This window comes from Metabacillus sp. SLBN-84 (assembly GCF_053629595.1).
In genome coordinates, this window is sequence record NZ_JBRJIP010000001.1 from 988,855 (window position 1) to 1,015,170 (window position 26,316).

19 protein-coding genes, 22 tRNA genes, 3 rRNA genes and 2 riboswitches are annotated in these 26,316 nt (G+C 46.6%); of the genes, 35 read left to right on the forward strand and 9 right to left on the reverse strand.

Annotation, left to right across the window (positions count from 1 at the left end):
* Window positions 1-26: 26 nt before the first annotated feature.
* Window positions 27-1,724, forward strand: a complete 1,698-nt coding sequence (locus RKD52_RS04770; protein WP_454098874.1) for a methyl-accepting chemotaxis protein — start codon at window positions 27-29, stop codon at window positions 1,722-1,724.
* Window positions 1,725-1,820: 96 nt separating this feature from the next.
* Here RKD52_RS04770 and RKD52_RS04775 read toward each other — a convergent pair whose 3' ends face one another.
* The 4 genes from RKD52_RS04775 to RKD52_RS04790 form a co-directional block, all read right to left on the reverse strand.
* Window positions 1,821-2,264, reverse strand: a complete 444-nt coding sequence (locus tag RKD52_RS04775) for a MarR family winged helix-turn-helix transcriptional regulator (RefSeq protein ID WP_454098875.1) — start codon at window positions 2,262-2,264, stop codon at window positions 1,821-1,823.
* A 10-nt stretch (window positions 2,265-2,274) separates the two neighbouring features.
* Window positions 2,275-3,483: an MFS transporter gene (locus tag RKD52_RS04780; RefSeq protein WP_454098876.1), complete on the reverse strand. Its 1,209-nt coding sequence runs from the start codon at window positions 3,481-3,483 to the stop codon at window positions 2,275-2,277.
* A gap of 171 nt (window positions 3,484-3,654) precedes the next feature.
* Window positions 3,655-3,727 (reverse strand) — tRNA-Ala (locus RKD52_RS04785).
* 108 nt (window positions 3,728-3,835) lie between these two features.
* Complete coding sequence (locus RKD52_RS04790; RefSeq protein WP_454098877.1) at window positions 3,836-4,336, reverse strand: hypothetical protein; 501 nt, start codon at window positions 4,334-4,336, stop codon at window positions 3,836-3,838.
* 194 nt (window positions 4,337-4,530) lie between these two features.
* On the opposite strand from RKD52_RS04790, the gene RKD52_RS04795 reads away from it, so the two are divergent.
* Window positions 4,531-4,884 (forward strand): hypothetical protein, encoded by a 354-nt coding sequence (locus RKD52_RS04795; protein ID WP_454098878.1) that lies wholly within the window; start codon window positions 4,531-4,533, stop codon window positions 4,882-4,884.
* An 83-nt stretch (window positions 4,885-4,967) separates the two neighbouring features.
* Here RKD52_RS04795 and RKD52_RS04800 read toward each other — a convergent pair whose 3' ends face one another.
* Window positions 4,968-5,456 (reverse strand): DinB family protein, encoded by a 489-nt coding sequence (locus RKD52_RS04800; RefSeq protein ID WP_454098879.1) that lies wholly within the window; start codon window positions 5,454-5,456, stop codon window positions 4,968-4,970.
* A gap of 55 nt (window positions 5,457-5,511) precedes the next feature.
* A complete protein-coding gene (locus tag RKD52_RS04805; protein ID WP_454098880.1) occupies window positions 5,512-7,161 on the reverse strand; it encodes an AMP-binding protein in 1,650 nt (549 codons plus the stop codon).
* Window positions 7,162-7,297: 136 nt separating this feature from the next.
* On the opposite strand from RKD52_RS04805, the gene RKD52_RS04810 reads away from it, so the two are divergent.
* Window positions 7,298-8,200 (forward strand): DMT family transporter, encoded by a 903-nt coding sequence (locus RKD52_RS04810; RefSeq protein ID WP_454098881.1) that lies wholly within the window; start codon window positions 7,298-7,300, stop codon window positions 8,198-8,200.
* A 44-nt stretch (window positions 8,201-8,244) separates the two neighbouring features.
* Here the strand turns inward: RKD52_RS04810 and RKD52_RS04815 are convergent, their stop codons facing one another.
* The gene (locus tag RKD52_RS04815) at window positions 8,245-9,309 is read right to left on the reverse strand and encodes a peptidase MA family metallohydrolase (protein WP_454098882.1); all 1,065 of its coding nucleotides are present in this window, start codon (window positions 9,307-9,309) and stop codon (window positions 8,245-8,247) included.
* 118 nt (window positions 9,310-9,427) lie between these two features.
* Here RKD52_RS04815 and RKD52_RS04820 point away from each other — a divergent pair, with 118 nt between their 5' ends.
* Window positions 9,428-9,949 carry an N-acetyltransferase family protein gene (locus RKD52_RS04820; RefSeq protein ID WP_454098883.1) on the forward strand — a complete coding sequence of 174 codons (522 nt, stop codon included), beginning with the start codon at window positions 9,428-9,430 and terminating at the stop codon, window positions 9,947-9,949.
* Between the two features lie 17 nt (window positions 9,950-9,966).
* A complete protein-coding gene (locus RKD52_RS04825) occupies window positions 9,967-10,845 on the forward strand; it encodes an NAD-dependent epimerase/dehydratase family protein (protein WP_454098884.1) in 879 nt (292 codons plus the stop codon).
* A 269-nt stretch (window positions 10,846-11,114) separates the two neighbouring features.
* Here RKD52_RS04825 and RKD52_RS04830 read toward each other — a convergent pair whose 3' ends face one another.
* Both RKD52_RS04830 and thiT read right to left on the reverse strand, forming a co-directional pair.
* Window positions 11,115-11,303, reverse strand: coding sequence for a hypothetical protein (locus tag RKD52_RS04830; protein WP_454098885.1), 189 nt, complete (start codon window positions 11,301-11,303; stop codon window positions 11,115-11,117).
* Between the two features lie 92 nt (window positions 11,304-11,395).
* Complete coding sequence (gene thiT, locus RKD52_RS04835; protein WP_454098886.1) at window positions 11,396-11,968, reverse strand: energy-coupled thiamine transporter ThiT; 573 nt, start codon at window positions 11,966-11,968, stop codon at window positions 11,396-11,398.
* Window positions 11,969-12,073: 105 nt separating this feature from the next.
* Window positions 12,074-12,174: riboswitch (TPP riboswitch) on the reverse strand.
* Window positions 12,175-12,315: 141 nt separating this feature from the next.
* Window positions 12,316-12,427, forward strand: a riboswitch (TPP riboswitch).
* 92 nt (window positions 12,428-12,519) lie between these two features.
* Here thiT and RKD52_RS04840 point away from each other — a divergent pair.
* From RKD52_RS04840 to RKD52_RS04985, 30 genes are all read left to right on the forward strand, one after another.
* Entirely contained in the window at window positions 12,520-12,813 is a 294-nt protein-coding gene (locus RKD52_RS04840) for a thiamine-binding protein (protein ID WP_369734468.1), read from the forward strand.
* Complete coding sequence (locus RKD52_RS04845) at window positions 12,788-13,573, forward strand: ABC transporter permease (protein WP_454098887.1); 786 nt, start codon at window positions 12,788-12,790, stop codon at window positions 13,571-13,573. Before RKD52_RS04840 ends, RKD52_RS04845 begins: the two co-directional genes overlap by 26 nt.
* 14 nt (window positions 13,574-13,587) lie before the next feature.
* Entirely contained in the window at window positions 13,588-14,589 is a 1,002-nt protein-coding gene (locus RKD52_RS04850) for an ABC transporter substrate-binding protein (protein WP_454098888.1), read from the forward strand.
* A gap of 1 nt (window position 14,590) precedes the next feature.
* A complete protein-coding gene (locus RKD52_RS04855; RefSeq protein ID WP_454098889.1) occupies window positions 14,591-15,349 on the forward strand; it encodes an ABC transporter ATP-binding protein in 759 nt (252 codons plus the stop codon).
* Between the two features lie 288 nt (window positions 15,350-15,637).
* Window positions 15,638-17,175 (forward strand): 16S ribosomal RNA (locus RKD52_RS04860).
* A 203-nt stretch (window positions 17,176-17,378) separates the two neighbouring features.
* Window positions 17,379-20,309 (forward strand): 23S ribosomal RNA (locus tag RKD52_RS04865).
* Window positions 20,310-20,436: 127 nt separating this feature from the next.
* Window positions 20,437-20,552: ribosomal RNA gene (rrf, locus tag RKD52_RS04870) — 5S ribosomal RNA — on the forward strand.
* The 16S, 23S and 5S rRNA genes sit together here with 21 tRNA genes alongside, the layout of an rRNA operon.
* A gap of 20 nt (window positions 20,553-20,572) precedes the next feature.
* A tRNA-Val gene (locus RKD52_RS04875) sits at window positions 20,573-20,648 on the forward strand.
* A gap of 29 nt (window positions 20,649-20,677) precedes the next feature.
* Window positions 20,678-20,753, forward strand: a tRNA-Thr gene (locus RKD52_RS04880).
* Between the two features lie 17 nt (window positions 20,754-20,770).
* A tRNA-Lys gene (locus RKD52_RS04885) sits at window positions 20,771-20,846 on the forward strand.
* A gap of 14 nt (window positions 20,847-20,860) precedes the next feature.
* Window positions 20,861-20,941 (forward strand) — tRNA-Leu (locus tag RKD52_RS04890).
* A gap of 7 nt (window positions 20,942-20,948) precedes the next feature.
* Window positions 20,949-21,020 (forward strand) — tRNA-Gly (locus RKD52_RS04895).
* A 10-nt stretch (window positions 21,021-21,030) separates the two neighbouring features.
* A tRNA-Leu gene (locus RKD52_RS04900) sits at window positions 21,031-21,119 on the forward strand.
* Window positions 21,120-21,134: 15 nt separating this feature from the next.
* Window positions 21,135-21,211: transfer RNA gene (locus RKD52_RS04905), tRNA-Arg, on the forward strand.
* Between the two features lie 5 nt (window positions 21,212-21,216).
* Window positions 21,217-21,293, forward strand: a tRNA-Pro gene (locus tag RKD52_RS04910).
* Between the two features lie 11 nt (window positions 21,294-21,304).
* A tRNA-Ala gene (locus tag RKD52_RS04915) sits at window positions 21,305-21,380 on the forward strand.
* A 31-nt stretch (window positions 21,381-21,411) separates the two neighbouring features.
* Window positions 21,412-21,488 (forward strand) — tRNA-Met (locus tag RKD52_RS04920).
* A gap of 5 nt (window positions 21,489-21,493) precedes the next feature.
* Window positions 21,494-21,570, forward strand: a tRNA-Ile gene (locus RKD52_RS04925).
* A 14-nt stretch (window positions 21,571-21,584) separates the two neighbouring features.
* Window positions 21,585-21,677: transfer RNA gene (locus tag RKD52_RS04930), tRNA-Ser, on the forward strand.
* A gap of 103 nt (window positions 21,678-21,780) precedes the next feature.
* Window positions 21,781-21,857: transfer RNA gene (locus RKD52_RS04935), tRNA-Met, on the forward strand.
* A 3-nt stretch (window positions 21,858-21,860) separates the two neighbouring features.
* Window positions 21,861-21,936 (forward strand) — tRNA-Asp (locus tag RKD52_RS04940).
* A gap of 10 nt (window positions 21,937-21,946) precedes the next feature.
* A tRNA-Phe gene (locus RKD52_RS04945) sits at window positions 21,947-22,022 on the forward strand.
* Between the two features lie 44 nt (window positions 22,023-22,066).
* Window positions 22,067-22,142 (forward strand) — tRNA-His (locus tag RKD52_RS04950).
* A 17-nt stretch (window positions 22,143-22,159) separates the two neighbouring features.
* A tRNA-Gly gene (locus tag RKD52_RS04955) sits at window positions 22,160-22,233 on the forward strand.
* Between the two features lie 5 nt (window positions 22,234-22,238).
* Window positions 22,239-22,315: transfer RNA gene (locus RKD52_RS04960), tRNA-Ile, on the forward strand.
* Window positions 22,316-22,342: 27 nt separating this feature from the next.
* Window positions 22,343-22,417, forward strand: a tRNA-Asn gene (locus RKD52_RS04965).
* Window positions 22,418-22,425: 8 nt separating this feature from the next.
* Window positions 22,426-22,516, forward strand: a tRNA-Ser gene (locus RKD52_RS04970).
* A 13-nt stretch (window positions 22,517-22,529) separates the two neighbouring features.
* Window positions 22,530-22,601 (forward strand) — tRNA-Glu (locus RKD52_RS04975).
* A 666-nt stretch (window positions 22,602-23,267) separates the two neighbouring features.
* On the forward strand, window positions 23,268-25,199 hold the full coding sequence (gene glgB / locus RKD52_RS04980) for a 1,4-alpha-glucan branching enzyme (protein ID WP_454098890.1): 1,932 nt from the start codon (window positions 23,268-23,270) through the stop codon (window positions 25,197-25,199).
* Window positions 25,153-26,298, forward strand: coding sequence for a glucose-1-phosphate adenylyltransferase (locus RKD52_RS04985; protein ID WP_369734822.1), 1,146 nt, complete (start codon window positions 25,153-25,155; stop codon window positions 26,296-26,298). Before glgB ends, RKD52_RS04985 begins: the two co-directional genes overlap by 47 nt.
* Window positions 26,299-26,316: the final 18 nt, after the last annotated feature.

Below are 26,316 nucleotides of genomic sequence, written 5' to 3' on the forward strand. Positions count from 1 at the left end.
AAGAGATTCCGCATGGGGAGGAAAAGATGAAAAGCATTAAATGGAAAATCTTAATGAGCTATGCCATTGTCTTAATGCTGCTGGTTATTATTGCCGTGTTCAGCTATGTGACAATCAACCGGATTTCAGAAGACGTTGAGGAAATGACAGAGAACGACCTTGCGTTTTTGGAATCTGCAAATTCGATGACATTCAGCGTGGCAAACCGTGCAAAGATTGCCCGGGATTATATCTTGTTTGACAGGGATGAGTTTAAAGAGCAATTTTTAGAAGAAACAGAACGGGCGATAGAAACGGAAAAAGTCCTCCACGATGCGATTAAAAACGGGGAGATTTCCAAAGATGTAGAATCCGCTCTGACAGAGGCCGATGAAAAAACCATCAAGTGGAGAAAGCTTGTTGTGGAAGAAATCATCCCATTGTACGACAGCGGACAAAAGGATGAGGCCATTCAGCTGATGGAGGAAAAATGCCTCCCATACAGCCAGGAGGCCATTGATGCCTGGTCTGATGTTGTAGAAATACAAAACAGTATTACAAATGACCAAACATCTGAGGCGCTTCAAACAGGCTCCCAATCAGAACTTATTATTATCGTTGCATCCGTGCTCGCATTTGCTGCAGCGCTCATTGTCGGCCTATTCAGTGCCGGAGGAATTTCAAGAGCTGCCGCACTTATTGTGAACAGGCTTGAGACGATTTCAGAAGGAGACCTTAACGGCGACCTGATCCAGACGAAATCACAGGATGAGATTGGCCGCCTGATTCTTGCTTCCAATGCGATGACAGTGAATTTAAAGGCGTTTATGCAGCGGGTTTCAGAAACCTCAAGCCAGGTTGCTGCAGCTTCCCAGCAGCTTGATGCTTCGGCAGAACAGTCTTCTGCCTCTGCCCTGCAGGTGACAGCGACCATTCAGGGGATAGCAGAAGATGCCACCACCTCATCTGAAAGTGCCAATCGCTCAGTTCACTCCATGGAAGAGATGGCAGGCGGAGTCCTTCAGATTGCTGAATCCTCAGCTGAGGTTTCAAAAGAATCACAGACAGCTGCAAAGCAGGCATCAGAAGGGAATATTCTTGTTAAAAAAGCGGTCGTGCAAATGGGCGCTATACAAACTTCTGTTGCCGTCACTTCAAACCTGCTTGCCAACTTGGGGAACAGGTCAAAAGAAATCGGGAAAATTGCGGAAATGATTACAGGAATTGCAGATCAGACAAATCTTCTGTCATTGAACGCCGCCATTGAAGCTGCTCGGGCGGGCGAGCACGGACGGGGCTTTGCCATAGTAGCCGATGAAGTCAGAAAGCTTGCAGAGCAGTCCAAAGAATCAGCTGATCAAATTGACGAACTGATCGGCCATATTCAGAATGATGCAAGCACTGCGATTTCTTCTATGGCACAGGGGGAAGGCGAAGTGAAAAAAGGAACTGAGGCCATGAACGAAGCCGGTCATGCCTTCCAGAACATCATTTCTTCCATCCATTTAGTCTCTGAAAAAATTGAAGACGTATCCAGGTATGCAAAAGAAATGGCAGGGGCATCCAAGCACGTAAACGAACGAATCCATTCGCTTGCAAACGCAGCGACTGATACATCCCTGAATTCAAAAAGTGCTGCCGTTTCTTCAAAGGAACAGCTCTCGGCCATGCAGGGAGGTTTCCGCTTCGGCTGCTTCACTGAGCCAGATAGCCGGCGAGCTTCAGGAAGAACTGAAAAAGTTTAAGTTTTAGGTAAAGGAAAGAGCTGCAGGTTTTAGGCTGCAGCTCTTTTTTCTATGGCTTTTTGGCTGATTCTACTTGTATAACCGGCGGAACGGGCGTTACTTTTTAAGATAATTAATCATCAAATTAAATGCTTTCGTTACCGTATTCAAATCATCCTCAGCAAAGAGAGAAAATAATTCCTCAGTCAGACGATCTTCAATCTCGTCAATTTTATTAGAATAAGCCACTCCCTGCACATCAAGATGAATAAAGCTTTCGCGAAGGTTTTCCGGATTTTTTTCCTTGCGGATGAATGTCTCCTGCTGAAGTACTTTTAACACCTGGCTGACTGCGCTCTTCGAAATATTCATGCGCAGGGCAATTTCCGTTGTTGTCCAGGTCTTTTGTCTTTTAAACAGCAACAGGATTTGTTCCTGCTGATAGGTCAGATTAAAATCATTCAGATCGGTAAAGTATTGTGTCAGCAGGAGGTCAAGCTCATCAATCTGCCGGTACATTTGAACAATTTGCTGTTTTTTCAGCGAATCCACAGGCTTCATTCCTTTCGGGTTAAGGTGTTTTTCGCAGAGTGCCGCCCTTGATGTATAAGAAGATGGCCGCTGCAAGCATCAATCCTGCAAAAACAAGCAGGAGCGTCTGAATAGGCACGGACAATGCGACGAGAACGGACAGAACCGAAAAGGCAACAGGCTCAAGCCCGGAGGCGGCGAGCGCCATGATGCTCATGACCCTGCCGAGCTTATCCTGATCACTGTGTTCCTGCATAACCGTCACGGCAGGCAGATAAACCAGCATCAGCATAAATCCGCTCAGTCCGGCTGAAAGAGCGAGAAGCGAGATGGACTCGGCCTGGGTATAAAAGAAAAACGCGATTGCAGTTAAAAAGAGAGCCCTGTAAACAAAACGACCGCGGTGCACCGACCTGAGCATCAGCATAAGGAAGCTTGCGGCAAACGTTCCGACTGCAAGGCCACCTTCAATCAGACTCAGATCAAATGGCGTGCCTCCGCGCTCGCCCACAAGAATGGGTATGCTCATAATGACAGGACCCATCACAAACAGGTTAACAGAGGCGATGGCAAGCGTTCCGGACCGCAGCACAGGCGTTTTGGACACATACGAAATCCCTTCCTTTAAATCGTCTATAACATAGCGCATCGACAGCTTCCTTGCATCCGGCACCGAGTCGCCGATCCATTTCGGAAGAATCAATGCGGCCGCAAGGAAAATCAGTGCACTCGAGGTTCCAAAGCTCAGAGAATATCCTCCAAGCGTCAAAAGCAGCCCGGCCAGAAACGGGCCAATCACAAACATCAGTTCAAGTGATCCCTGAAAAAGCGAATTGGCGCGGTGAAGCTCCTTCTTTTTAACAAGAGTCGGCAGGAGCGATGAAAGAGCAGGATAAGAAATACCGTCAAGAATCCCGAAGGAAACAGCGATCACAAGCAGAGCTGTAACCGAATAAGATTCTGTCACGTGAAGCAGCACCATCACAGCCATGAGCAGTGCCTGCACAATGTTTGTCAGAAACAGCAGCCTGCTTTTCTGATAGCGGTCTGCAAATACGCCGCCAAAGACCATCATCAGCACTCTTGGAAGAGAAACGGCTGTCATAATCAGCCCAAGAAGACCGGGCTGTTCAAGCACATCAATGGTAAGCCAGGATACACTCAAAAAGAATATGGAAAATCCGAGTGTCACAAACACACCGGACAGCCAGGTGAATAAAAATCGACGGTTTGATAGAACATTCATCATATGACCTCGTTGTTTTAGTAAAGTTTAGTTAACTAAACTATATAAGAAAGAGCGACAGAAAGTCAAATGGGGAAGGGTGCCAGTTTTCAGATGGAAGGATAAAAGAAAGCAGCGGTTTGACAATTATTTTATAAAACAAAAAAACCCTTGCTGCACAAGGGTTTCCGGATATGGAGCATAACGGGATCGAACCGATGACCTCTACGCTGCCAGCGTAGCGCTCTCCCAGCTGAGCTAATGCCCCGTATAGAATTAGTGCCAGTTGCTTTTGGCGATATACTAAATTATACTCCGACATTCACTATGTTGCAATAGAAAAAACAGTCAAAACGAAAAAAATTTTGACTGTTTTTTATTTGCTTTCGGTTACTCCGAAAATTTGCTCATGGACATATCCGTTTACGGCAATATCTAAATCATGAAAATAACGGTGGAGAGTCAGGACGGTTTCAGCGTTTCCTGCGATGACACTGTCGGCATGCATGGTGATGGCTTCAAGATCTGCTTTTAAAGCGGAATCTTCTGTCAGGGGAATGAAATGGCCGGCATAGGCCTTGGCTGCTTCAGCCCGGGCAATTTGGTCAGGCATGTTCAGATCATTGATTCTTTCCCAGCCGGTTGTTTGATTATAGAACTCATGAAATTTTTTGATGAATTCACCTGCATCAGCGTATTCAGGATTTTCTGTGTCCCCATAATCCTGCACTTGCTGAGGGGGCCGGTTGGTTTCAGCGGCGGTTGGATGTTCTTCAGCACCCGTGTTCTTCAGGTAAACCATTGTCCAGACGCCGATCACCCCGGCCGAGAGCAGCACCAAGACAGCTGCAGCTGCAATTTTAAGTCCTTTATTCAAGATTCCAAGACTCCTTTTATTTAAGTGCGACCTATTAAATGATACCATTATTTTCTTTATCTGGATGTATCGTGGATAAAAAGAATCAAAATTTACATAGGCTTATTACACTATTTTGTTCTCTATTGAGAACTTATCGTGTAAAATACTAATGTCAGGAAATCTTTGTAAAGGAGGTGAACATTCTGAAAAAGTTGAAACATGCAGTTATTGCTTTCGTCCTTATTTCTGCTCTTTTTGCTCCGACATCTGCTCTTGCTTCCGGATACAATTATTCGCAGCCGCAGCAAAATTCGTTCGACTCGTTTCTTGATTCGGTCTTCTCTTATTTCTTTGGGGACAAGAATACGAAATATGATTATGGAAGCAGCCAGAAAAACAAGTATGAAGCAAATACGGTGAAATACGACGGCAAGTATTATTATTGCTGGACCAAGTTCTGGTGGGGATGGGGCTGGAAAAAGTATACGAAGAAAGAATGGGAAGATTGTTTCCCGCAAGTTCCTAAGGAGTCATGGGAAATCTGGAAGAAGTGGTATTGCTGGTGAGGCTCCTGAATACATAATCAGGAACAAAAAAAAGCGCAGACGGTGTCTGCGCTTTTTTATATGGCTTCTGTGAGAGCCTCTCTTCAGGAAACCGCACTTCGCACTTCAAGCAGCTGAAGGAGATGTCTTTTTTCATGATATCCGATAAATTCAATCCACTGTTTAAGAGAAAGGTCTCCGAGATGCGGATGCTTCATCGCCTTTGCTTCCAGGTCGTGTTCAGGTGCTGTTTCTGCAAAGTTAATGAGCTCCCGGCGTGACCGGTCAAGCTTCGCATACAGCTCATCCTTTGAAAAGGGGCCATCTGCCGGCTTCAGGTTATCAGGTGCCGGCACTTTGTGCGAGCGGTCAATAACGAGTTGGAGCGGTTTTTCTGAGGCATCCTTTTTCTCACCGTTCATCAATACGTGCTTGAGGCCGCCTGTTATGACGGTTTCCATCAGATAGAGATGGTCGAGAATCTGTCCGGGACTCCAGACATCCTGTGAAGGTTTCAGGTTCAGCTGTTCATCTGTCATGTGCTCTGTTTCTTTCATCAGTTCTTCCCGTACGTTCAGTGTATAAGTAAGCACGTTAATCTCTCCCTTCTGCTATTATTCTATCAAACCTGTCTTAAGGAATCTCTTCTCAGCTTTTTTCAGACAGTTCTCTGGCCAGTTCCTGTTTTACCTGTTCTCTGAGTTTGTATTTCTGGATTTTTCCTGAAGCGGTCATCGGATAGTCTTTGACAAAGGTGTAGTATTCAGGGATTTTATAGTGGGACAGCTGTCCTCTGCAGAAGGCTTTTACGTCATCAGCAGTAAGTGCTGCGCCTTCTTTTAAAACGATGCAGGCTGCGACTCTTTCTCCGTATTTTTCATCCGGAATGCCAATCACCTGAACGTCCACTATGTCTTCATGACGGTAAAGGAACTCTTCAATTTCACGCGGATAGACATTCTCGCCGCCGCGAATAATCATATCCTTGAGGCGTCCGGTGATGACAACATAGCCGTGCTCATCCATCGTGGCCAGGTCGCCGGTGTGAAGCCAGCCCTGTTTATCAATAGCTTCCTCAGTAGCCTCCGGCATTTTGTAATACCCTTTCATGACAAGATACCCTCTTGTGCACAGCTCGCCCTGCACGCCTCTTGGCACTTCTTCTCCTGTAACGGGATCGATAATTTTCACTTCCACATGCGGATGTGCCTTGCCCACTGTTTCCACTTTGCGTTCGATGGAATCTGTTACAGTCGTCTGCGTAATAACAGGCGAGGATTCTGTTTGTCCGTAGGCGATTGTGATTTCAGACATGCCCATGTCGTTCATTACTTTTTTCATCACTTCAATCGGACAGGTGGAGCCAGCCATAATGCCTGTTCTTAAAGTGGAGAGGTCGTATTTTTTGAAATTAGGAGAGTTCAGCTCTGCAATAAACATCGTTGGCACGCCATGCAGCCCGGTGCATTTTTCTATTTCAACCGTCTGAAGAACAAGGTCGGGATCGAATTCCACAATCGGAACCATTGCTGCGCCGACTGAAACGCAGGCAAGCACGCCGAGAACGCAGCCGAAGCAGTGGAAAAACGGGACGGGAATACACAGGCGGTCTTCATGAGTCAAATTCATCGCACTTGCCACCAAAAACCCGTTGTTGACGATATTATGATGCGTCAGCATAACGCCTTTCGGAAAACCGGTTGTACCTGACGTATACTGCATATTGATAACGCCTTCAGGTGTGAGCAGACTCTCGCGTTCTGCAAGTTCTTCATCCGTCACTTTCATGCCGCGGACGAGAAGATCGTTCCAGCTGAGCATTCCCTCCGGTGCTTCGTTTTGGCCTATGTAAATGAGATTCTTCAAGTAAGGGAGTGCAGGCTGTGAGCTGTTTTCTGAAGAGGTTTCAGTCGTGATGGAGCGGACCAGATCAACGTAAGATGTTCCCTTAAAGCCGTCGATTAAAAAGAGAGCGGCAGAGTCGGACTGCTGCAGCAGATACTTAAGTTCACTGCTTTGATAGCTGGTGTTGACAGTGACAAGCACGGCCCCGATGCGGGCTGATGCAAACTGAAGGAGCAGCCATTCAGGAACATTCGTGGACCATATGGCAATGTTTTCGCCTTTTTTTACGCCAAGTCCGATTAATGCTTTTGCAAGTTTTGTTGTCTCGCGGTAAAACTCATCATAGGTATAGCGGATGTTTTCTTTTGAATAGACGACCGCATCTCTATTTCCGTATGCAGAAACGGTATCTTTCAGTAATTGGCCGATGGTTTTGTTTTTGAGTGAATGCATAGGACCTCCCGGAACATTTAAATGGTTACGCTTTCATTATAACTATTTTTTGAAAGTTTTGAAAATAATATTCTGCAAATTGCCGGGTCCGTCATGCAGTATAATGGAAATGAGTGAATGGTGAAGGAGAAAAAACATGAACAAAACCACTTTGTATCCATATATCGCACTGGCTGTGGGAGTTGCGGCTGTTTCAACATCCGCTATTTTTGTCAAACTGACATCTTCTCCTGCGCCGGTTATTGCGTTTTACAGGCTGTTTTTTTCCACGCTGCTTGTTCTGCCTCTTTTTCTGGCAAAATGTCTGCCGCAGCTGAAGACGATGTCACGGAAAGACTGGAGCTATTCCGCCCTGGCCGGAGTGCTGCTCGCCTTTCATTTTATCCTTTGGTTTGAATCCCTGAACTACACGTCTGTGACAAGCTCGGTTGTTCTCGTGACGCTGCAGCCTCTGTTTGCTTTTATCGGAACGTATTTCTTTTTTAAAGAAAGGGTTTCAGTCAGAGGAGTAATAAGTGCCCTGCTGGCGATTGCCGGCAGTGCCGTCATCAGCTGGGGGGATTTCAGGATCAGCGGCCTCGCTCTGTTTGGTGATTTTCTGGCTCTCGCTGCATGCGCGATGGTCACGGCATACCTTCTTTTTGGCCAGGGAGTGAGGAAAAGGCACTCTCTGACGCTTTATACGTTCATCGTCTATGCCGTCAGTTCTGTGACACTTCTAATCTACTGTCTGGCTCTGAAGTATCCGCTCAGCGGCTATCCGCAGCAGGACTGGATGTATTTTCTTCTGCTTGCTGCAGTCCCGACCCTGCTTGGGCATTCGCTGTTTAACTGGTCGCTGAAGTGGATTTCGACAAATGTCATCTCGGTCGCCATTCTGTTTGAACCGGTGGGCTCGATTATCCTGGCCTATTTCTTTTTGGCGGAAACGGTTCTCCTTACGCAGGTGATTGGCGGCGGAATCATTGTTGCCGGTGTGCTTCTTTTTATGACTGAGAAAAAAACCGGAGCAGAAATTCCTGAAAAACAAGCCGTGTAAAACGGCAAAGAGCACCCGGGCTGTTCCCTGGTGCTCTTTGCATCTTACTGCTCTTTTAATTTTCTCTCTAACTCTTCATACGTAAATCCGGTTTTATTTTTAAGGGCTTCTTCAAAGCTTCCGGCAGCTTTTGTTTCCTTCAGCAGCTGGAGGATCATCTCTTCTCCAAATTCATCAGCAAGCATCTTTACAGCATAATAGCTTTGAGTATAAATGTCTGCGTCCGTGCTTTTCTCAAGGGCATTTGCCCAGTCTCCCGGATTGATGAGATCGTAAAAAGAAACGGTAGACTGAAGGGGGATAAGCACCTCTTTCCCATTATACCCCGCATATTCAGCCAGTCCTTCATTAAACCAGATCGGGATTTTGTAAGGCTCAATGCCGAGCTTCTCAAGTGTCTTTTCTAAATAATAATGAGAATACTCGTGGTAAAACGTTTCAATCACAACAGGAGATGAGGCATTGTATTCATCCGGAATGACAACTGCCATCGTTTTTTTGTTGTGGTCGTAAAATCCCATATAATCCAGATAATCAAGCTCGTGCAGAGAATCAGGCGATTCGTCTAAAAGAAGAAGATCTATAGGCTGATCCTCGATCTCGCCGAGCAGACGCCTGCTTATTTCTCTTGCCTGTTTAAACTCGTTTTCTGCCAGTTCAAGATCCTTTTTCTTAAGTGACGGATAAAAAACGGTCATATGTGAGATTGTTTTCGTCATTGCCTGGTCTTTGTAATCTTCGTAAGGATCAACCGGAAGAAAGGCATTGACCTGGAATTCGAATTTTTCGCGCGGGCTGATGCTCTGGTAATTCACATGAGTGGTCATGATGTTCATCAGCACAACGAAAAACAGCGTAATGATCAGGCCGATGCTTGTTGCCGAAAGGGCGATCGTTCCTGACAGCCCTCTGAAAAAAAGAAGGTTCCGTTCTTTGCTGTGAATCATTTCATAAACGGAATAGATAAAGAGGCCAAGGAGAAGCAGGCATATGATTGTGCCGGAAATAACAGACGCCGGGATATTTAAAAAGAGAAATAAAACGTAAAAGACGGCGGTAAAGTACACGATATAAAAAATGGACAGGGCGGCATGAAGTACGATTTTCACGGTAAGCCTCCAATTGATTAAGTCTAATAAACTTATTCTCTGCAAAAAAAGAAACTCCTTTTGAAACAGGGTTTTTATTGAAAGTTGTCGAATTTTAGTCAGCAAGGAGTGTTGGAAAATGAAGGTACTGATCAGAAAAGCTGCCAGAGAAGATGCAAAGCAAATTGCAATTGTACACGTCGACAGCTGGCGGACAACGTATAAGGGAATCGTAGCAGATTCATTTTTAAAAAGTCTGACTTACGAAAGCAAAGAGAAAATCTGGCACAGTATAAATCCGGATACTGTTTTCGTTGCAGAAGATGAAGAGGGCAAAATTGTCGGGTTTGCGGGATTTGGTCCGTCCAGGTCTCAGGAATACGGCTATGACGGCGAATTATACGCCATCTATCTTCTGAAAGAAGCACAAGGCGCAGGTATTGGTAAGAGTCTGGTTCGTGCGGCAGCAGAGGAGCTGATGAACCTGAACTATCAATCGATGATGCTGTGGGTAATGAATGACAACCCGTCAAAGGGGTTCTATGAGCGATACAGCCCTGAAAAAGTGGGAGAGGATACGTATGCAATTGAAGGCACCGATCATCCGGAGACAGCATTCGGCTGGAATCTGAAGGAATTGTCAGCGCGGCTGAATACATAAAAGGAGATGAAACTGCATTGAAAACCGCGTTAATACTTGGAGGCACACAGTTTTTTGGGAAGAGACTTGTTCATAAGCTTCTCGAGGACGGAGTAATTGTGACGGTCGCAACAAGAGGAAGAACCCGGGATGATTTTGGAGACGGAGTCGAGCGTCTTGTCATTGACCGGGAAAAGAAAGAATCAATGACCCGGGCTTTTGAAGGAAGGCAATGGGACACTGTCTATGATCAATCCTGTTTCTCGCCGCTTGAAGCCAAAACGGCTTATGAAGCGCTTGAGGGTAAAATAGGCCATTATATCTTTACATCAACAATGGCTGTCTATGAATTTGGCAAAGAGCGAAAGGAAACGGATTTTGCCCCGCTCTTGTTCGACCCGACCTTTAAACACCGTAAAGAATATGGGGGAATGACCGGTTATCAGGAGGCAAAGCGCGGTGCCGAAGCGTATTTGTTCCAGAATGCGAAAGTGCCAGTTGCTGTTGTCAGGCCTGCTCTGGTCATCGGAACAGATGATTACACCGAGCGCTTCTTATTTCATGTAGACAAAGTGAAAAAAGAAGAGCCCATTGGCGCGAAAAATGATGATGTTTCTTTCAGCTTCACTTCATCTGAAGATGCAGCAGGTTTTCTTTTTCATGCAGGAAAAGAAAGGCTGACAGGAGCGTATAATATAGCGTTTGAAGACAATTTCTCTCTGAGAGAACTGATCGGCAGGATTGAGAGTGCTGCAGACAAACCCGCAGTCATTACAGGAGAAGTGACAAAAGAAAACGCGTCTCCGTACGGTCTTCCGGGTGACTGGACGCTGGATGTGACAAAAGCACAAATGACAGGATATTCTTTTGGAAACATGAACGAGTATGTTGAGAGTTTAATAGAAAAGCTGCTGTAAACTCCCGCGGGAGTCTCTGTGAAAGCAGAGACTCTTAATAAGCCTCCGTAGCTCTAGAAGGGAAGAGCGCCGGAAAACAGTAGAACCGGGTCGCAAGGCGAAGGTTTCAGAAGCACCGAAAAGCAACTATGCTGAGGCAGGTGAAATTCCTGCCGGTGAAAATCCGTAGGGAAGCGTGTTCCCCTTAGCCTATGCTTACGAAAGGAGTGCGGGTTCGAATCCCGCCGGAGGCATCAAAAAGACCCGGCAGACATCTGCCGGGTTCTAACTTAGATTTGCTGGTTAAAAACCGCTGCAAAATAGGCAAAAACAAATCCGAGGGGAAATGAAAAAACAACCGACCATCCTCTGACAGGGCCATCTTCGCCGCTGATTCGCAGCGCTTCAAAGTAGCCATACAAAAAATGACAGACGGATAGAAAAAAAGCAATCAGCATGAGGGAGTATGTGAGATTCATTTCATGGCCTCCATTAGGAAATCTATTACTATTAATACATGCTGAAAAAGAAGAGATTATGATAAAAAGCACCGGATTTCCGGTGCTTTTCTCTATTTTCTATTTACAATCAGCGCTTTTGAAGTCATCAGCATCAGCACAAGAATGATCGTACAGATGATAAATGTCGGAATCATGTAGGATGCATTGTACCCTGCTGAATATAATAGCACCGGCTGATCTCCTGCAAACTCGGCGAAAAAGACAGCACCTGCGAGTGTATGGGCTGCAAATCTCAGGAAGCTTCCAAGGAAAGCGGCAAGTGTGACATAAAGAATCAGGAGCCCTTTGTTTAAAGGATTAAGTGAGTTCTGAATATGTTTATAAAAAATACCTCCGGCACCAACTACTGTAAAGGCGGCAAAGTAATCCAGAAAACCCTGAACAGGATGGACAATGGTCGTATAGCCCATGACCGTCTGCAGCAGTCCGAGGAGAAAGCCAGTCAGCAGTCCGCCCTTCAGACCGTGTCGGAATCCCATGATCAATACCGGTACCATCGCAAGTGAAATGGAGCCTCCCTGCGGCATTTTGCCGATAAAGCTTGTCGCTAGATCTAAAAGAAAGGCAATGGCAGCAAGAATCGCTGCTTCTAATAAAAAAACCAGGCGCTTATTTGTTTGCATGATTTTACCCCTTTTCGGCATTCGACCGGGGCCTTTTCTCCATGAAAAAAAGCAATGCGGGGAATGTCGGATGGTTTCCACGCACTGCTTTGGTTGGGTTATCACTTGAATCCATCGCCACATCCCTACGTAAGCTTTAACTTAACAGGTTCAACGGGTCAGAACATAACGTTCACTCTCAGCCGGCGGCTCCCCAAGTGGTCAAATGCGATATATGATTTAGACACTACTATACAGGAAACTGCAAAATTCGACAAGCTTAAATTCTATTTTTTTTCAGAAAATAGCGGAAAGTGTTTTTCCTTTCTTTACAAGTCCTGTAAAACTTGCTATAGTTTCCATGAATCTTATAGAAGCAGGGGAGCTGAGTGAACTCGGCTGAGAGGATACTGATTCTTGTATCGACCCTTTAACCTGATCTGGGTAATGCCAGCGGAGGGATACAGGAAAAGAGTCTTTTTTCCATGAACTTTGCGAATGCTTAAGGCTGCCCTAACCGGCAGCCTTTTTTGCGTTTTCTAAGAGATTCACAGAAAGAAAAGGAGGAATTAATCATGTCCAGTGTAAATCTAGCATTTCAGGTACTTCCGAAATCAGCAGACGGGAATACATACGAGATTGTCGACAAAGCCATCGAAGTGGTGCAGCAGTCGGGTGTCAAATATGAAGTCGGCGCGATGGAGACCGTTATGGAGGGTGAGCTCAATCATCTGCTTGAAATTGTCAAACAGGCTCAGGATGCCTGTATCGCTGCAGGTGCAAGCGAAGTGATGACGCATATGAAGATTCATTATCGCCCTGCTGAAGGAGTAACTATGGATGAAAAACTCCAGAAATATCGCTGAATCTTTATCGGGAATGGCGCTGCCGGCAGGAGTTCTGACTGTTTTACTTTTTATGTGGGAAATGGCTGTTGCGCTTTTTGAAATTGAGAAGTGGATCCTGCCGAAGCCAACAGACATTTTCCTTACATTGTTTGAAATGAGAGGTACGCTCGGCGTTCATATCCTTCAGACGCTTTCTGAGGCATTGCTTGGACTTTTAATTGCGGCAGCTGCAGGTGTGGCCATTGCTGTTTTAATCGACCAGTCCAAATGGATTAGAAGTGCTGTGGAACCGCTGCTCGTTCTCTCGCAGACAATTCCGATTATTGCTCTGGCGCCGCTTTTGATTATCTGGTTTGGCTTTGGAATGCTGCCGAAGGTTATTGTAACAGCGTTAGTCTGTTTTTTCCCGATTGCTATTAATCTGGCGGACGGATTCAGCCAGGCTGACAGGGATATGGTCAAGCTGATGAAAACAATGGGAGCCGGTAAGCGCCAGCTCTTTCTTAAATTAAAGCTGCCCGCTTCTATGCCGTATTTTTTTTCGGGTCTGAAAATTGCGGGAACATACAGTGTGATGGGGGCGGTAATCGGTGAATGGCTGGGGGCAAGCAAAGGTCTTGGGGTTATACTCACCAGATCCTCGCAGTCTTTTCTAACAGAAAAGGTATTTGCAGTGATCATTGTTATTGTTGCACTAAGTCTCTTAATCTTTGCTGCCATTGAACTGCTGGCAAGATTGGCAATGCCCTGGAAGTACAAAGCGCACAAGCAAAACTGATATGGAGGAAATCAATGAAAAATCTGCGGAAAATTCTCGTCACAGTATTCAGTGCATCCATTTTGATGACAGGATGCGGTTCAGCTGAGAACGCCTCAACTGAAGAAACAAAAAAAGTAAAGGTCATGCTGGATTGGTTTCCAAACACAAATCATACAGGTATTTATGCTGCTAAAGAGAAAGGCTTCTATAAGGAAGCTGGACTGGACGTTGAAATTGTAGAACCGGGTGAGGGAGTAAGCGCAGACCAAATTCTTGCATCGGGCGAGATTGATTTTGCAGTCAGCCACCAGGAAAATATCACGCATGCACGATCTGCCGGCCTGCCGGTCGTTTCAATTGCAGCTATTATTCAGGAAAACACATCCGCGTTTGCCTCTTTGAAAGAAGAAGGAATTGTATCGCCTGAAGATTTTGAAGGGAAACGATACGGCGGCTGGGGGTCTCCAACTGAAGAAGCAGTCATCCGTGCTGTTATGAACCAGGATGAAGCAGACTTTGATAAAGTGGATTACGTCACCCTCGGTGCGACTGATTTCTTTAAATCGATAGGCAGGGATACAGACTTTCAATGGATTTTTGAAGGATGGGATGGAATTGAAGCTAAAAGACAGGGAGTCGAACTGAATTATATTTATCTTAAGGATCTTGACCCTGCGCTTAACTACTACACACCAGTCCTTGCTGCAAGCGAGTCGAAAATAAAGAAAGAGAAGGACGTGGTCGGGGCTTTCATGGAGGCCACAGCACAAGGGTATGAGTTTGCCATTGAGAGTCCGGACGAGGCAGCGGATATTCTCATTAAACATGTGCCTGAAATAAATAAAGAACTTGTAAAGGAGAGCCAGAAGTGGCTAAGTAAGCATTATAAGGGCGATGCAGAAAAATGGGGCATTCAAAAAGAAGAGGTTTGGGACCGGTATGCGGACTGGATGTATGATAAGAAACTGATTGAAGAAAACATCGAACCGAGTGAAGCCTACACAAACGAATTTTTGCCGAAGGATGAAAAGTAGCATGCTGACGCTTAAAGGAGCAGGCAAAACTTATCCTGGAAATCAAACCGTCCTGCTTCCATCTGATCTTATAGTAGAAAAAGGGGAATTTGTCAGCATCATTGGTCCAAGCGGATGCGGAAAAAGCACGCTTCTGGATATCATCGCCGGGGTAAACAGCCCAAGCGTCGGATCTGTTCACTACAGAGGGAAAGATATAACGAATCAAACAGGTCATGCCGGGTATATGCCTCAAAGCGATGTCCTGTTTCCGTGGAGAACGATTCTTGAAAATGTTATTTTGCCTTTGGAGCTTCAGGGAACAGGAAAAGACAAAGCTCGTGCAGAAGCACTCTCATTATTTCCGCAGTTCGGTCTTGAGGGATTTGAACATCATTATCCTTCTATGCTGTCCGGAGGAATGAGGCAGAGGGCTAACTTTCTCAGGGCCTTTCTGAGCGGCAGAGACCTTCTATTATTGGATGAACCTTTTGGAAAGCTTGATGCGATGACAAGGCTTGATCTTCAAAAATGGTTTATCAGAATATGTGAAACCTCTGGAAAAACAGCTCTCTTTATCACACACGATATGGATGAGGCAATCTATCTTTCTGACAGGATTGCCGTATTTTCTCCGAGGCCGGGCAGGATCATTGAACAAATACCCGTTCCCTTCGGCCGGCCCAGAACGGAGCATATTCTTACATCGCCTGAATTTCTTTCAATGAAACAAAAACTTCTGAATCTCCTTCATTCAGAAAATGAGTCTGAAACGCGCTGATTTCAGTGCGTTTTCTTTTATAACATTTTTTTTGCAAAAAGATAAAAATGCTATTGCAATGGGGAAATCAGCGTGGTATATTATTATTCGTTGCCGCGAAAAACGCGTGAGAGCAACGGTGCCTGAGAAAAAGAAAAGTGAAAAAAACGCTTGACTTTTTAAAGGTGATTTGTTATTCTAATAAAGCTTCGCAGGAAGCGAAAATGATCTTTGAAAACTAAACAAAACCAAAAGCGTACCAAACGTTTTAAATTTTTTAAGTCAGCAACATTTATGAGTCACAAATTTTCTTCGGAGAGTTTGATCCTGGCTCAGGACGAACGCTGGCGGCGTGCCTAATACATGCAAGTCGAGCGGACCTCTTCGGAGGTCAGCGGCGGACGGGTGAGTAACACGTGGGCAACCTGCCTGTAAGACTGGGATAACTCCGGGAAACCGGAGCTAATACCGGATACTATGTCAAACCGCATGGTTTGACATTCAAAGACGGTTTCGGCTGTCACTTACAGATGGGCCCGCGGCGCATTAGCTAGTTGGTGAGGTAATGGCTCACCAAGGCAACGATGCGTAGCCGACCTGAGAGGGTGATCGGCCACACTGGGACTGAGACACGGCCCAGACTCCTACGGGAGGCAGCAGTAGGGAATCTTCCGCAATGGACGAAAGTCTGACGGAGCAACGCCGCGTGAGTGATGAAGGTTTTCGGATCGTAAAACTCTGTTGTCAGGGAAGAACAAGTGCCGGAGTAACTGCCGGTGCCTTGACGGTACCTGACCAGAAAGCCACGGCTAACTACGTGCCAGCAGCCGCGGTAATACGTAGGTGGCAAGCGTTGTCCGGAATTATTGGGCGTAAAGCGCGCGCAGGCGGTTTCTTAAGTCTGATGTGAAAGCCCCCGGCTCAACCGGGGAGGGTCATTGGAAACTGGGAAACTTGAGTGCAGAAGAGGAGAGTGGAATTCCACGTGTAGCGGTGAAATGCGTAGAGATGTGGAGGAACACCAGTGGCGAAGGCGACTCTCTGGTCTGTAACTGACGCTGAGGCGCGAAAGCGTGGGGAGCGAACAGGATTAGATACCCTGGTAGTCCACGCCGTAAACGATGAGTGCTAAGTGTTAGAGGGTTTCCGCCCTTTAGTGCTGCAGCTAACGCATTAAGCACTCCGCCTGGGGAGTACGGTCGCAAGACTGAAACTCAAAGGAATTGACGGGGGCCCGCACAAGCGGTGGAGCATGTGGTTTAATTCGAAGCAACGCGAAGAACCTTACCAGGTCTTGACATCCTTTGCCACTTCTAGAGATAGAAGGTTCCCCTTCGGGGGACAAAGTGACAGGTGGTGCATGGTTGTCGTCAGCTCGTGTCGTGAGATGTTGGGTTAAGTCCCGCAACGAGCGCAACCCTTGATCTTAGTTGCCAGCATTCAGTTGGGCACTCTAAGGTGACTGCCGGTGACAAACCGGAGGAAGGTGGGGATGACGTCAAATCATCATGCCCCTTATGACCTGGGCTACACACGTGCTACAATGGATGGTACAAAGGGCTGCGAGACCGCGAGGTTTAGCCAATCCCATAAAACCATTCTCAGTTCGGATTGCAGGCTGCAACTCGCCTGCATGAAGCTGGAATCGCTAGTAATCGCGGATCAGCATGCCGCGGTGAATACGTTCCCGGGCCTTGTACACACCGCCCGTCACACCACGAGAGTTTGCAACACCCGAAGTCGGTGGGGTAACCGCAAGGAGCCAGCCGCCTAAGGTGGGGTAGATGATTGGGGTGAAGTCGTAACAAGGTAGCCGTATCGGAAGGTGCGGCTGGATCACCTCCTTTCTAAGGATATGAGGTCGCTTTTGGTTTTTGTTTAGTTTTGAGAGATCATTCTCTCTATATGAAAGAAGGCAATCATTCTTGATTTGCCGGTTGTTCTTTGAAAACTGGATAACGTAATTGATAACAAGTAATTCACTGAGATTTACGCTTACCATAGTGATTTTCTTAGACTTTACAGTCTAAACAAACGATTGACCAATTTTGGTTAAGTTATGAAGGGCGCACGGTGGATGCCTTGGCACTAGGAGCCGATGAAGGACGGGACTAACACCGATATGCTTTGGGGAGCTGTAAGTAAGCTTTGATCCAGAGATTTCCGAATGGGGAAACCCACTGTTCGTAATGGAACAGTATCTTTACCTGAATACATAGGGTACTGAAGGCAGACCCGGGGAACTGAAACATCTAAGTACCCGGAGGAAGAGAAAGCAAATGCGATTTCCCAAGTAGCGGCGAGCGAAACGGAATCAGCCCAAACCAAGAGGCTTGCCTCTTGGGGTTGTAGGACACTCTATACGGAGTTACAAAGGAACGGGGTAGATGAAGCGGCCTGGAAAGGCCTGTCATAGAAGGTAAAAACCCTGTAGTCGAAACTTCGTTCCCTCCAGAGTGGATCCTGAGTACGGCGGGACACGTGAAATCCCGTCGGAATCCGGGAGGACCATCTCCCAAGGCTAAATACTACCTAGTGACCGATAGTGAACCAGTACCGTGAGGGAAAGGTGAAAAGCACCCCGGAAGGGGAGTGAAAAGATCCTGAAACCGTGTGCTTACAAGTAGTCAGAGCCCGTTAACGGGTGATGGCGTGCCTTTTGTAGAATGAACCGGCGAGTTACGATCCCGTGCAAGGTTAAGTTGATGAGACGGAGCCGCAGCGAAAGCGAGTCTGAATAGGGCGAATTAGTACGTGGTCGTAGACCCGAAACCAGGTGATCTACCCATGTCCAGGGTGAAGTTCAGGTAACACTGAATGGAGGCCCGAACCCACGCACGTTGAAAAGTGCGGGGATGAGGTGTGGGTAGCGGAGAAATTCCAATCGAACTTGGAGATAGCTGGTTCTCTCCGAAATAGCTTTAGGGCTAGCCTCGAGTATGAGAGTCTTGGAGGTAGAGCACTGATTGGACTAGGGGCCCTCATCGGGTTACCGAATTCAGTCAAACTCCGAATGCCAAAGACTTGCTCCTCGGGAGTCAGACTGCGAGTGATAAGATCCGTAGTCAAGAGGGAAACAGCCCAGACCGCCAGCTAAGGTCCCAAAGTATACGTTAAGTGGAAAAGGATGTGGAGTTGCTTAGACAACCAGGATGTTGGCTTAGAAGCAGCCACCATTTAAAGAGTGCGTAATAGCTCACTGGTCGAGTGACTCTGCGCCGAAAATGTACCGGGGCTAAACGTATCACCGAAGCTGCGGACTGTTCTTACGAACAGTGGTAGGAGAGCGTTCTAAGGGCGTCGAAGCCAGACCGGAAGGACTGGTGGAGCGCTTAGAAGTGAGAATGCCGGTATGAGTAGCGAAAGAGGGGTGAGAATCCCCTCCACCGAATGCCTAAGGTTTCCTGAGGAAGGCTCGTCCGCTCAGGGTTAGTCGGGACCTAAGCCGAGGCCGAAAGGCGTAGGCGATGGACAACAGGTTGATATTCCTGTACCACCTCCTCACCATTTGAGCAATGGGGGGACGCAGGAGGATAGGGCAAGCGCGCTGTTGGATATGCGCGTCCAAGCAGTTAGGCCGGGAAGTAGGCAAATCCGCTTCCCATATAAGGCTGAGCTGTGATGGCGAGGGAAATTTAGTACCGAAGTTCCTGATTCCACACTGCCAAGAAAAGCCTCTAGCGAGGTGAGAGGTGCCCGTACCGCAAACCGACACAGGTAGGCGAGGAGAGAATCCTAAGGTGAGCGAGAGAACTCTCGTTAAGGAACTCGGCAAAATGACCCCGTAACTTCGGGAGAAGGGGTGCTTTTTAGGGTGAATAGCCCTGAAAAGCCGCAGTGAATAGGCCCAGGCGACTGTTTAGCAAAAACACAGGTCTCTGCGAAGCCGCAAGGCGAAGTATAGGGGCTGACGCCTGCCCGGTGCTGGAAGGTTAAGGGGAGAGGTTAGCGCAAGCGAAGCTTTGAACCGAAGCCCCAGTAAACGGCGGCCGTAACTATAACGGTCCTAAGGTAGCGAAATTCCTTGTCGGGTAAGTTCCGACCCGCACGAAAGGCGTAACGATCTGGGCACTGTCTCAACGAGAGACTCGGTGAAATTATAGTACCTGTGAAGATGCAGGTTACCCGCGACAGGACGGAAAGACCCCGTGGAGCTTTACTGCAGCCTGATATTGAATTTTGGTACAGCTTGTACAGGATAGGTAGGAGCCTTGGAAACCGGAGCGCCAGCTTCGGTGGAGGCATTGGTGGGATACTACCCTTGCTGTATTGAAATTCTAACCCGCAGCCCTTACCGGGCTGGGAGACAGTGTCAGGCGGGCAGTTTGACTGGGGCGGTCGCCTCCTAAAATGTAACGGAGGCGCCCAAAGGTTCCCTCAGAATGGTTGGAAATCATTCGCAGAGTGTAAAGGCACAAGGGAGCTTGACTGCGAGACCTACAAGTCGAGCAGGGACGAAAGTCGGGCTTAGTGATCCGGTGGTTCCGCATGGAAGGGCCATCGCTCAACGGATAAAAGCTACCCCGGGGATAACAGGCTTATCTCCCCCAAGAGTCCACATCGACGGGGAGGTTTGGCACCTCGATGTCGGCTCATCGCATCCTGGGGCTGTAGTCGGTCCCAAGGGTTGGGCTGTTCGCCCATTAAAGCGGTACGCGAGCTGGGTTCAGAACGTCGTGAGACAGTTCGGTCCCTATCCGTCGTGGGCGCAGGAAATTTGAGAGGAGCTGTCCTTAGTACGAGAGGACCGGGATGGACGCACCGCTGGTGTACCAGTTGTCTTGCCAAAGGCATCGCTGGGTAGCTATGTGCGGAAGGGATAAGTGCTGAAAGCATCTAAGCATGAAGCCCCCCTCAAGATGAGATTTCCCATCACATTTGTGAGTAAGAACCCTGAAAGATGATCAGGTTGATAGGTCTGAGGTGGAAGCGCGGTGACGTGTGGAGCTGACAGATACTAATCGTTCGAGGACTTAACCACAGTCTAATCAAGCGTAAATTGCACGTGAATCTTGTTATCAAACGTTATTCAGTTTTGAAAGAACAACTTCTTTCAAAAAAAGCTTGAAATCTTCGGATTTCATAGTATAATAATTTTTGTCACTATGTCTGGTGATGATGGCAAAGAGGTCACACCCGTTCCCATGCCGAACACGGAAGTTAAGCTCTTTAGCGCCGATGGTAGTTGGGGGTTTCCCCCTGTGAGAGTAGGACGTTGCCAGGCTGCTGACAAAAATTAAACCCGGAGGATTAGCTCAGCTGGGAGAGCATCTGCCTTACAAGCAGAGGGTCGGCGGTTCGAGCCCGTCATCCTCCACCATATGATTTCTGGACATGCTTTTTATAAATGCCGGTGTAGCTCAATTGGTAGAGCAACTGACTTGTAATCAGTAGGTTGGGGGTTCAAGTCCTCTCGCCGGCACCACCAGATTTATTATATTTGTGCCATTAGCTCAGTCGGTAGAGCATCTGACTTTTAATCAGAGGGTCGAAGGTTCGAGTCCTTCATGGCACACCATTTTTCCTTAATATGCGGGTGTGGCGGAATTGGCAGACGCGCTAGACTTAGGATCTAGTGTCTTTGACGTGGGGGTTCGAGTCCCTTCACCCGCATGATATTGCGGAAGTAGTTCAGTGGTAGAACACCACCTTGCCAAGGTGGGGGTCGCGGGTTCGAATCCCGTCTTCCGCTCTTTGAATAAGCCGGGGTGGCGGAACTGGCAGACGCACAGGACTTAAAATCCTGCGGTAGGTGACTACCGTACCGGTTCGATTCCGGTCCTCGGCACCACACACATTTTTATACGCGCCCGTAGCTCAATTGGATAGAGCGTTTGACTACGGATCAAAAGGTTATGGGTTCGACTCCTATCGGGCGCGCCATATTACGGGAAGTAGCTCAGCTTGGTAGAGCACTTGGTTTGGGACCAAGGGGTCGCAGGTTCGAATCCTGTCTTCCCGACCATTGGATTTTTAGGGGCCTTAGCTCAGCTGGGAGAGCGCCTGCCTTGCACGCAGGAGGTCAGCGGTTCGATCCCGCTAGGCTCCACCATTTTAATAGAAGTAATTGACTTTGTTCCTGGGGCGGTGTAGCTCAGCTGGCTAGAGCGTACGGTTCATACCCGTGAGGTCGTGGGTTCGACTCCCTCCGCCGCTACCAAAAAAGGACCTTTAGCTCAGTTGGTTAGAGCAGACGGCTCATAACCGTCCGGTCGTAGGTTCGAGTCCTACAAGGTCCACCATTCTATTTTCATACGGAGGTATACCCAAGTCCGGCTGAAGGGATCGGTCTTGAAAACCGACAGGGGGGTCAAACCCCGCGGGGGTTCGAATCCCTCTACCTCCTCCATTTCTTTTATCTTCAGCAAGCAGTGTAACGATCTAGCAGTTTCCTGAGATCAGGTCGGTCCTGCTCTAAATGAGCATCGGAAAAAAGCATTATTTATTATTATCGCGGGGTGGAGCAGTCTGGTAGCTCGTCGGGCTCATAACCCGAAGGTCGCAGGTTCAAATCCTGTCCCCGCAACCAAATGGTCCCGTGGTGTAGCGGTTAACATGCCTGCCTGTCACGCAGGAGATCGCCGGTTCGATCCCGGTCGGGACCGCCATTTTTATAAAGGCTTGGTAGCTCAGTCGGTAGAGCAAAGGACTGAAAATCCTTGTGTCGGCGGTTCGATTCCGTCCCAAGCCACCATTTGCTTTTGCAAATCTTGCAGCTTTAAAATTTTACAGATAGTGGCGGTTGTGGCGAAGTGGTTAACGCACCAGATTGTGGCTCTGGCATTCGTGGGTTCGATTCCCATCAGTCGCCCCATTTTATCTTTATTTACTGCGGGTGTAGTTTAATGGTAAAACCTCAGCCTTCCAAGCTGATGTCGTGGGTTCGATTCCCATCACCCGCTCCAATAATGGGCCTATAGCTCAGCTGGTTAGAGCGCACGCCTGATAAGCGTGAGGTCGATGGTTCGAGTCCATTTAGGCCCACCATTCCTATTATAGGAGCATATATGATTTTCCGCAGTAGCTCAGTGGTAGAGCTATCGGCTGTTAACCGATCGGTCGTAGGTTCGAGTCCTACCTGCGGAGCCATTTATTCTGGGGAAGTACTCAAGTGGCTGAAGAGGCGCCCCTGCTAAGGGTGTAGGTCGCGTAAGCGGCGCGAGGGTTCAAATCCCTCCTTCTCCGCCAGAAGGCATGCTCCGGCCCGTTGGTCAAGCGGTTAAGACACCGCCCTTTCACGGCGGTAACACGGGTTCGAATCCCGTACGGGTCATCATTTGAAAAGCGCTGCACATTGTGCAGCGCTTTTTTTGTCGTTAAAAAAGAAAATAAAAAGCAGGTATGAAAAACGGCATAGAACGTATTTATCCTAAATCATGCGTCCGTGAATCATGATCTCGAAATTAACTCCCGCAAAGCAGCTTAGACCGTCTCCAAGGAACGAATGAAACCTTCTCCCCGTTAAAATAAGACTTCAAAAAATCTTTTTTTTCCTTAAAATATGTTTTCAACAAATAATATATATTTCTGTTATTCAAAAAGGTTTGAATGTTTTCCATTAGAGGTATAAGTAATGGTAATAAAGAAACCGTGATTAAAAGGTCGTGAAAATTTCGACAAATATAAGAGGATTTGTCGAAATAACTGTTTTCGTGATATAGCATACGGAATTTGCTGAGATTGTATTTTTTGGTTAATATGCCCGGATTTTCTCATCGAATATGTTTCTATTTAGTAAATAAGACTGATGTTCATTTCACCAACACTCTATCCTTCCTTCCTTTCTTTATTCGACATCATTTTAAAAGAATAATGTTTTGAAAAATGAATGACTGTTCATGACATATCGTGTCAATAAGTAGAAGCGCTTACAAAAAAGGTAATTCTTCCTTCTGATTGAAATAAGAATTAAGATTACTTTATAGAAAGGGTGATGGGAATGAATCTTGCTACGCCAACTGATTTTGAGGTGCATCTTTTCCATGAAGGAAATTTGTTCAGAGCTCATGAATTGTTTGGTGCCCGCAGCAGCGTGCGAAACGGTGTAAGCGGAACAGTATTCACAGTTTGGGCTCCTCATGCGCTTGAGGTGCGGGTTGCAGGTGATTTTAATCACTGGGACGGCACAGGACACAAGCTTGAGAAGCTGAATGAACAGGGAATCTGGTCTGCTTTTATTGCCGGCATCGAAGAGGGTGATCTCTATAAATATGAGATTATCACAAAAAAGCAGGAAAAGATCCTGAAGGCTGATCCATTTGCCTTTTATTCTGAGCTGAAGCCAAATACAGCTTCTGTTGTTTACAATCTTGGAGGGTATAATTGGAATGATAAAAACTGGCAGAGAAAAAAGCGCCAGAAGGAAATTTATCAGCGCCCTATGTACATTTATGAACTTAATATCTGCTCTTGGAAAAAGAAAGAAGACGGCAGCCTTTATACATATTTAGAGCTTGCGGATGTCTTGATTCCGTATGTTCTTGAGCATGGGTTTACACATATCGAACTTTTGCCGATCATTGAGCACCCATATGACCGTTCATGGGGATATCAGGGCACAGGCTATTATTCGGCTACAAGCCGTTACGGCACCCCGCACGACTTGATGACATTTATAGATCTTTGCCACCAGAATAACCTGGGAGTCATTATGGACTGGGTTCCAGGCCATTTCTGCAAAGATGCACACGGACTTTATTTCTTTGACGGGGAACCGGTTTTTGAATATGAGAAATTTGAAGACAGGGAGAATATTGTCTGGGGTACGGCGAACTTTGATCTTGGAAAACCGGAAGTGCAGAGTTTTCTGATTTCAAATGCTCTCTTCTGGCTTGAAATGTTCCACATCGACGGTTTCAGGGTTGATGCTGTTGCAAATATGATTTACTGGCAGAATACGGATGAACCTCACGAGAATGCGTTCGCTGTTCAGTTTTTAAGAAAACTGAATGAGAAAGTGTTTGAGTACGATCCTTCCGTACTGATGATTGCCGAAGATTCTACGGATTTTCCTCTTGTTACATCTCCTGTCTCTGATGGAGGACTGGGATTTAATTATAAATGGAATATGGGCTGGATGAACGATATCCTCAAATACATGGAAGCCCCTCCTGAACAGCGGAAAGATCTTCATCACAAAGTTTCTTTTTCCCTGATTTACGCTTTCACAGAGAATTTTATCCTTCCGCTTTCACATGATGAAGTGGTCCATGGAAAACGTTCACTGCTGAATAAAATGCCGGGTGACTACTGGCAGAAGTTTGCACAGTACAGACTTTTGCTCGGCTATATGCTTGCACATCCAGGCAAAAAGCTGCTTTTTATGGGCGGAGAATTTGCCCAGTTTGACGAATGGAAAGACCTTGAGGAGCTTGACTGGGTGCTTGATGACTTTGACATGCATCAAAAATCCAGAGTATATGTGAAAGAACTGCTTGCCCTGTATAAACGGCAGCGTCCGCTTTATGAGCTTGACCATTCGCAGGAAGGCTTTGAATGGATTGACGTCAATAATTCGGACCAGAGTATTTTTTCTTTTATCCGTAAAGGGATTAAGCCGAACGAACAGCTTGTTGTCGTTTGTAACTTCACTCCTGAAACGTACCATGACTATAAAGTCGGAGTGCCGATTGACACCAGATATGTTGAAACGCTGAACAGCGATGATGCCGTATTTGGAGGCTCGGGCCAGATCAACAGGAAAGAACTGAAAGCACAGGAAGGCAAGATGCATAATCAGCCTTACCATATATCAATGACCATTCCGCCATATGGAATATCCATATTACGCGCAGTTAAAAAACGAGAGGAGACAATCAACCATGGTGAAAAAAAAGTGCGTCGCAATGTTATTGGCAGGAGGAAAGGGTAGCAGATTAAGTTCACTGACACAAAATCTGGCGAAACCGGCTGTTCCATTTGGAGGAAAATACAGAATCATTGATTTTACACTGAGCAACTGCTGCAACTCCGGTATTGATACTGTTGGTGTGCTGACGCAGTATCAGCCGCTAGTCCTGAATTCCTACATCGGAATCGGCAGTGCATGGGATCTTGACCGTAAAAACGGAGGAGTAACGGTTCTTCCTCCATATGCTGAATCTTCAGAAGTGAAATGGTACAAAGGAACAGCGAGTGCCATCTATCAGAATATGAATTATTTAAAACAGTATGATCCTGAATATGTACTCATTTTGTCAGGTGATCATATTTACAAAATGGATTATTCCGACATGCTTGACTATCATATCGAAAAAGACGCCGACGTCTCTATTTCGGTAAAAGAAGTCCCGTGGGATGAAGCGAGCCGGTTCGGTATCTTAAATACTGACGCTAATCTTGAAGTTATAGAGTTTGATGAAAAACCGCAAAACCCGAAAAACAATCTTGCTTCCATGGGGATCTATATTTTCAAATGGTCCATTCTTAAGGAGTTTTTGGAAATGGATGAGCGCAATCCATATTCAAGCCACGACTTTGGAAAAGATGTTCTTCCGCTGCTTCTTGACGAAAAGAAAAAGCTTGTTGCGTATCCATTTAAAGGCTACTGGAAGGATGTCGGCACAGTGAAAAGTCTGTGGGAAGCAAATATGGATCTTCTAAAAGCCGATCCTGAGCTTGATCTTTTCGACAATAACTGGAGAATTTATTCTGTCAACCCGAATCAGCCGCCGCAGTATCTGTCAGAAGGCGCAGAAGTGACGGAATCTTTAGTAAACGAAGGCTGTGTCGTATACGGCACCATTCATAAATCCGTCCTTTTCCAGGGTGTAACAGTAGGACAGCACTCCTTCCTTAAAAATACGGTCGTCATGCCGGATGCTGTCATTGGCAATAATGTTTATATTGAGAATGCGATTGTTCCGTCGGGACTTGTTGTGCCGGATGGCATGGTCATTCGTTCGGATAAAGATATTGATGAAGTCATTTTAGTAACGGAAGAATTAGTCGAGCAAACGGCAGGAGCGTAACCGTTAAGTACGATGTGC

Bases quoted from the DNA above. Each gene is read 5' to 3' on its own strand.
- RKD52_RS04770 (WP_454098874.1), top strand. From the start codon at position 27: ATGAAAAGCATTAAATGGAAAATCTTAATGAGCTATGCCATTGTCTTA.
- RKD52_RS04775 (WP_454098875.1), bottom strand. From the start codon at position 2,264: ATGAAGCCTGTGGATTCGCTGAAAAAACAGCAAATTGTTCAAATGTAC.
- RKD52_RS04780 (WP_454098876.1), bottom strand. From the start codon at position 3,483: ATGATGAATGTTCTATCAAACCGTCGATTTTTATTCACCTGGCTGTCC.
- RKD52_RS04805 (WP_454098880.1), bottom strand. From the start codon at position 7,161: ATGCATTCACTCAAAAACAAAACCATCGGCCAATTACTGAAAGATACC.
- RKD52_RS04810 (WP_454098881.1), top strand. From the start codon at position 7,298: ATGAACAAAACCACTTTGTATCCATATATCGCACTGGCTGTGGGAGTT.
- RKD52_RS04820 (WP_454098883.1), top strand. From the start codon at position 9,428: ATGAAGGTACTGATCAGAAAAGCTGCCAGAGAAGATGCAAAGCAAATT.
- RKD52_RS04830 (WP_454098885.1), bottom strand. From the start codon at position 11,303: ATGAATCTCACATACTCCCTCATGCTGATTGCTTTTTTTCTATCCGTC.
- thiT (WP_454098886.1), bottom strand. From the start codon at position 11,968: ATGCAAACAAATAAGCGCCTGGTTTTTTTATTAGAAGCAGCGATTCTT.
- RKD52_RS04845 (WP_454098887.1), top strand. From the start codon at position 12,788: ATGAAAAACTCCAGAAATATCGCTGAATCTTTATCGGGAATGGCGCTG.
- RKD52_RS04850 (WP_454098888.1), top strand. From the start codon at position 13,588: ATGAAAAATCTGCGGAAAATTCTCGTCACAGTATTCAGTGCATCCATT.
- RKD52_RS04855 (WP_454098889.1), top strand. From the start codon at position 14,591: ATGCTGACGCTTAAAGGAGCAGGCAAAACTTATCCTGGAAATCAAACC.
- glgB (WP_454098890.1), top strand. From the start codon at position 23,268: ATGAATCTTGCTACGCCAACTGATTTTGAGGTGCATCTTTTCCATGAA.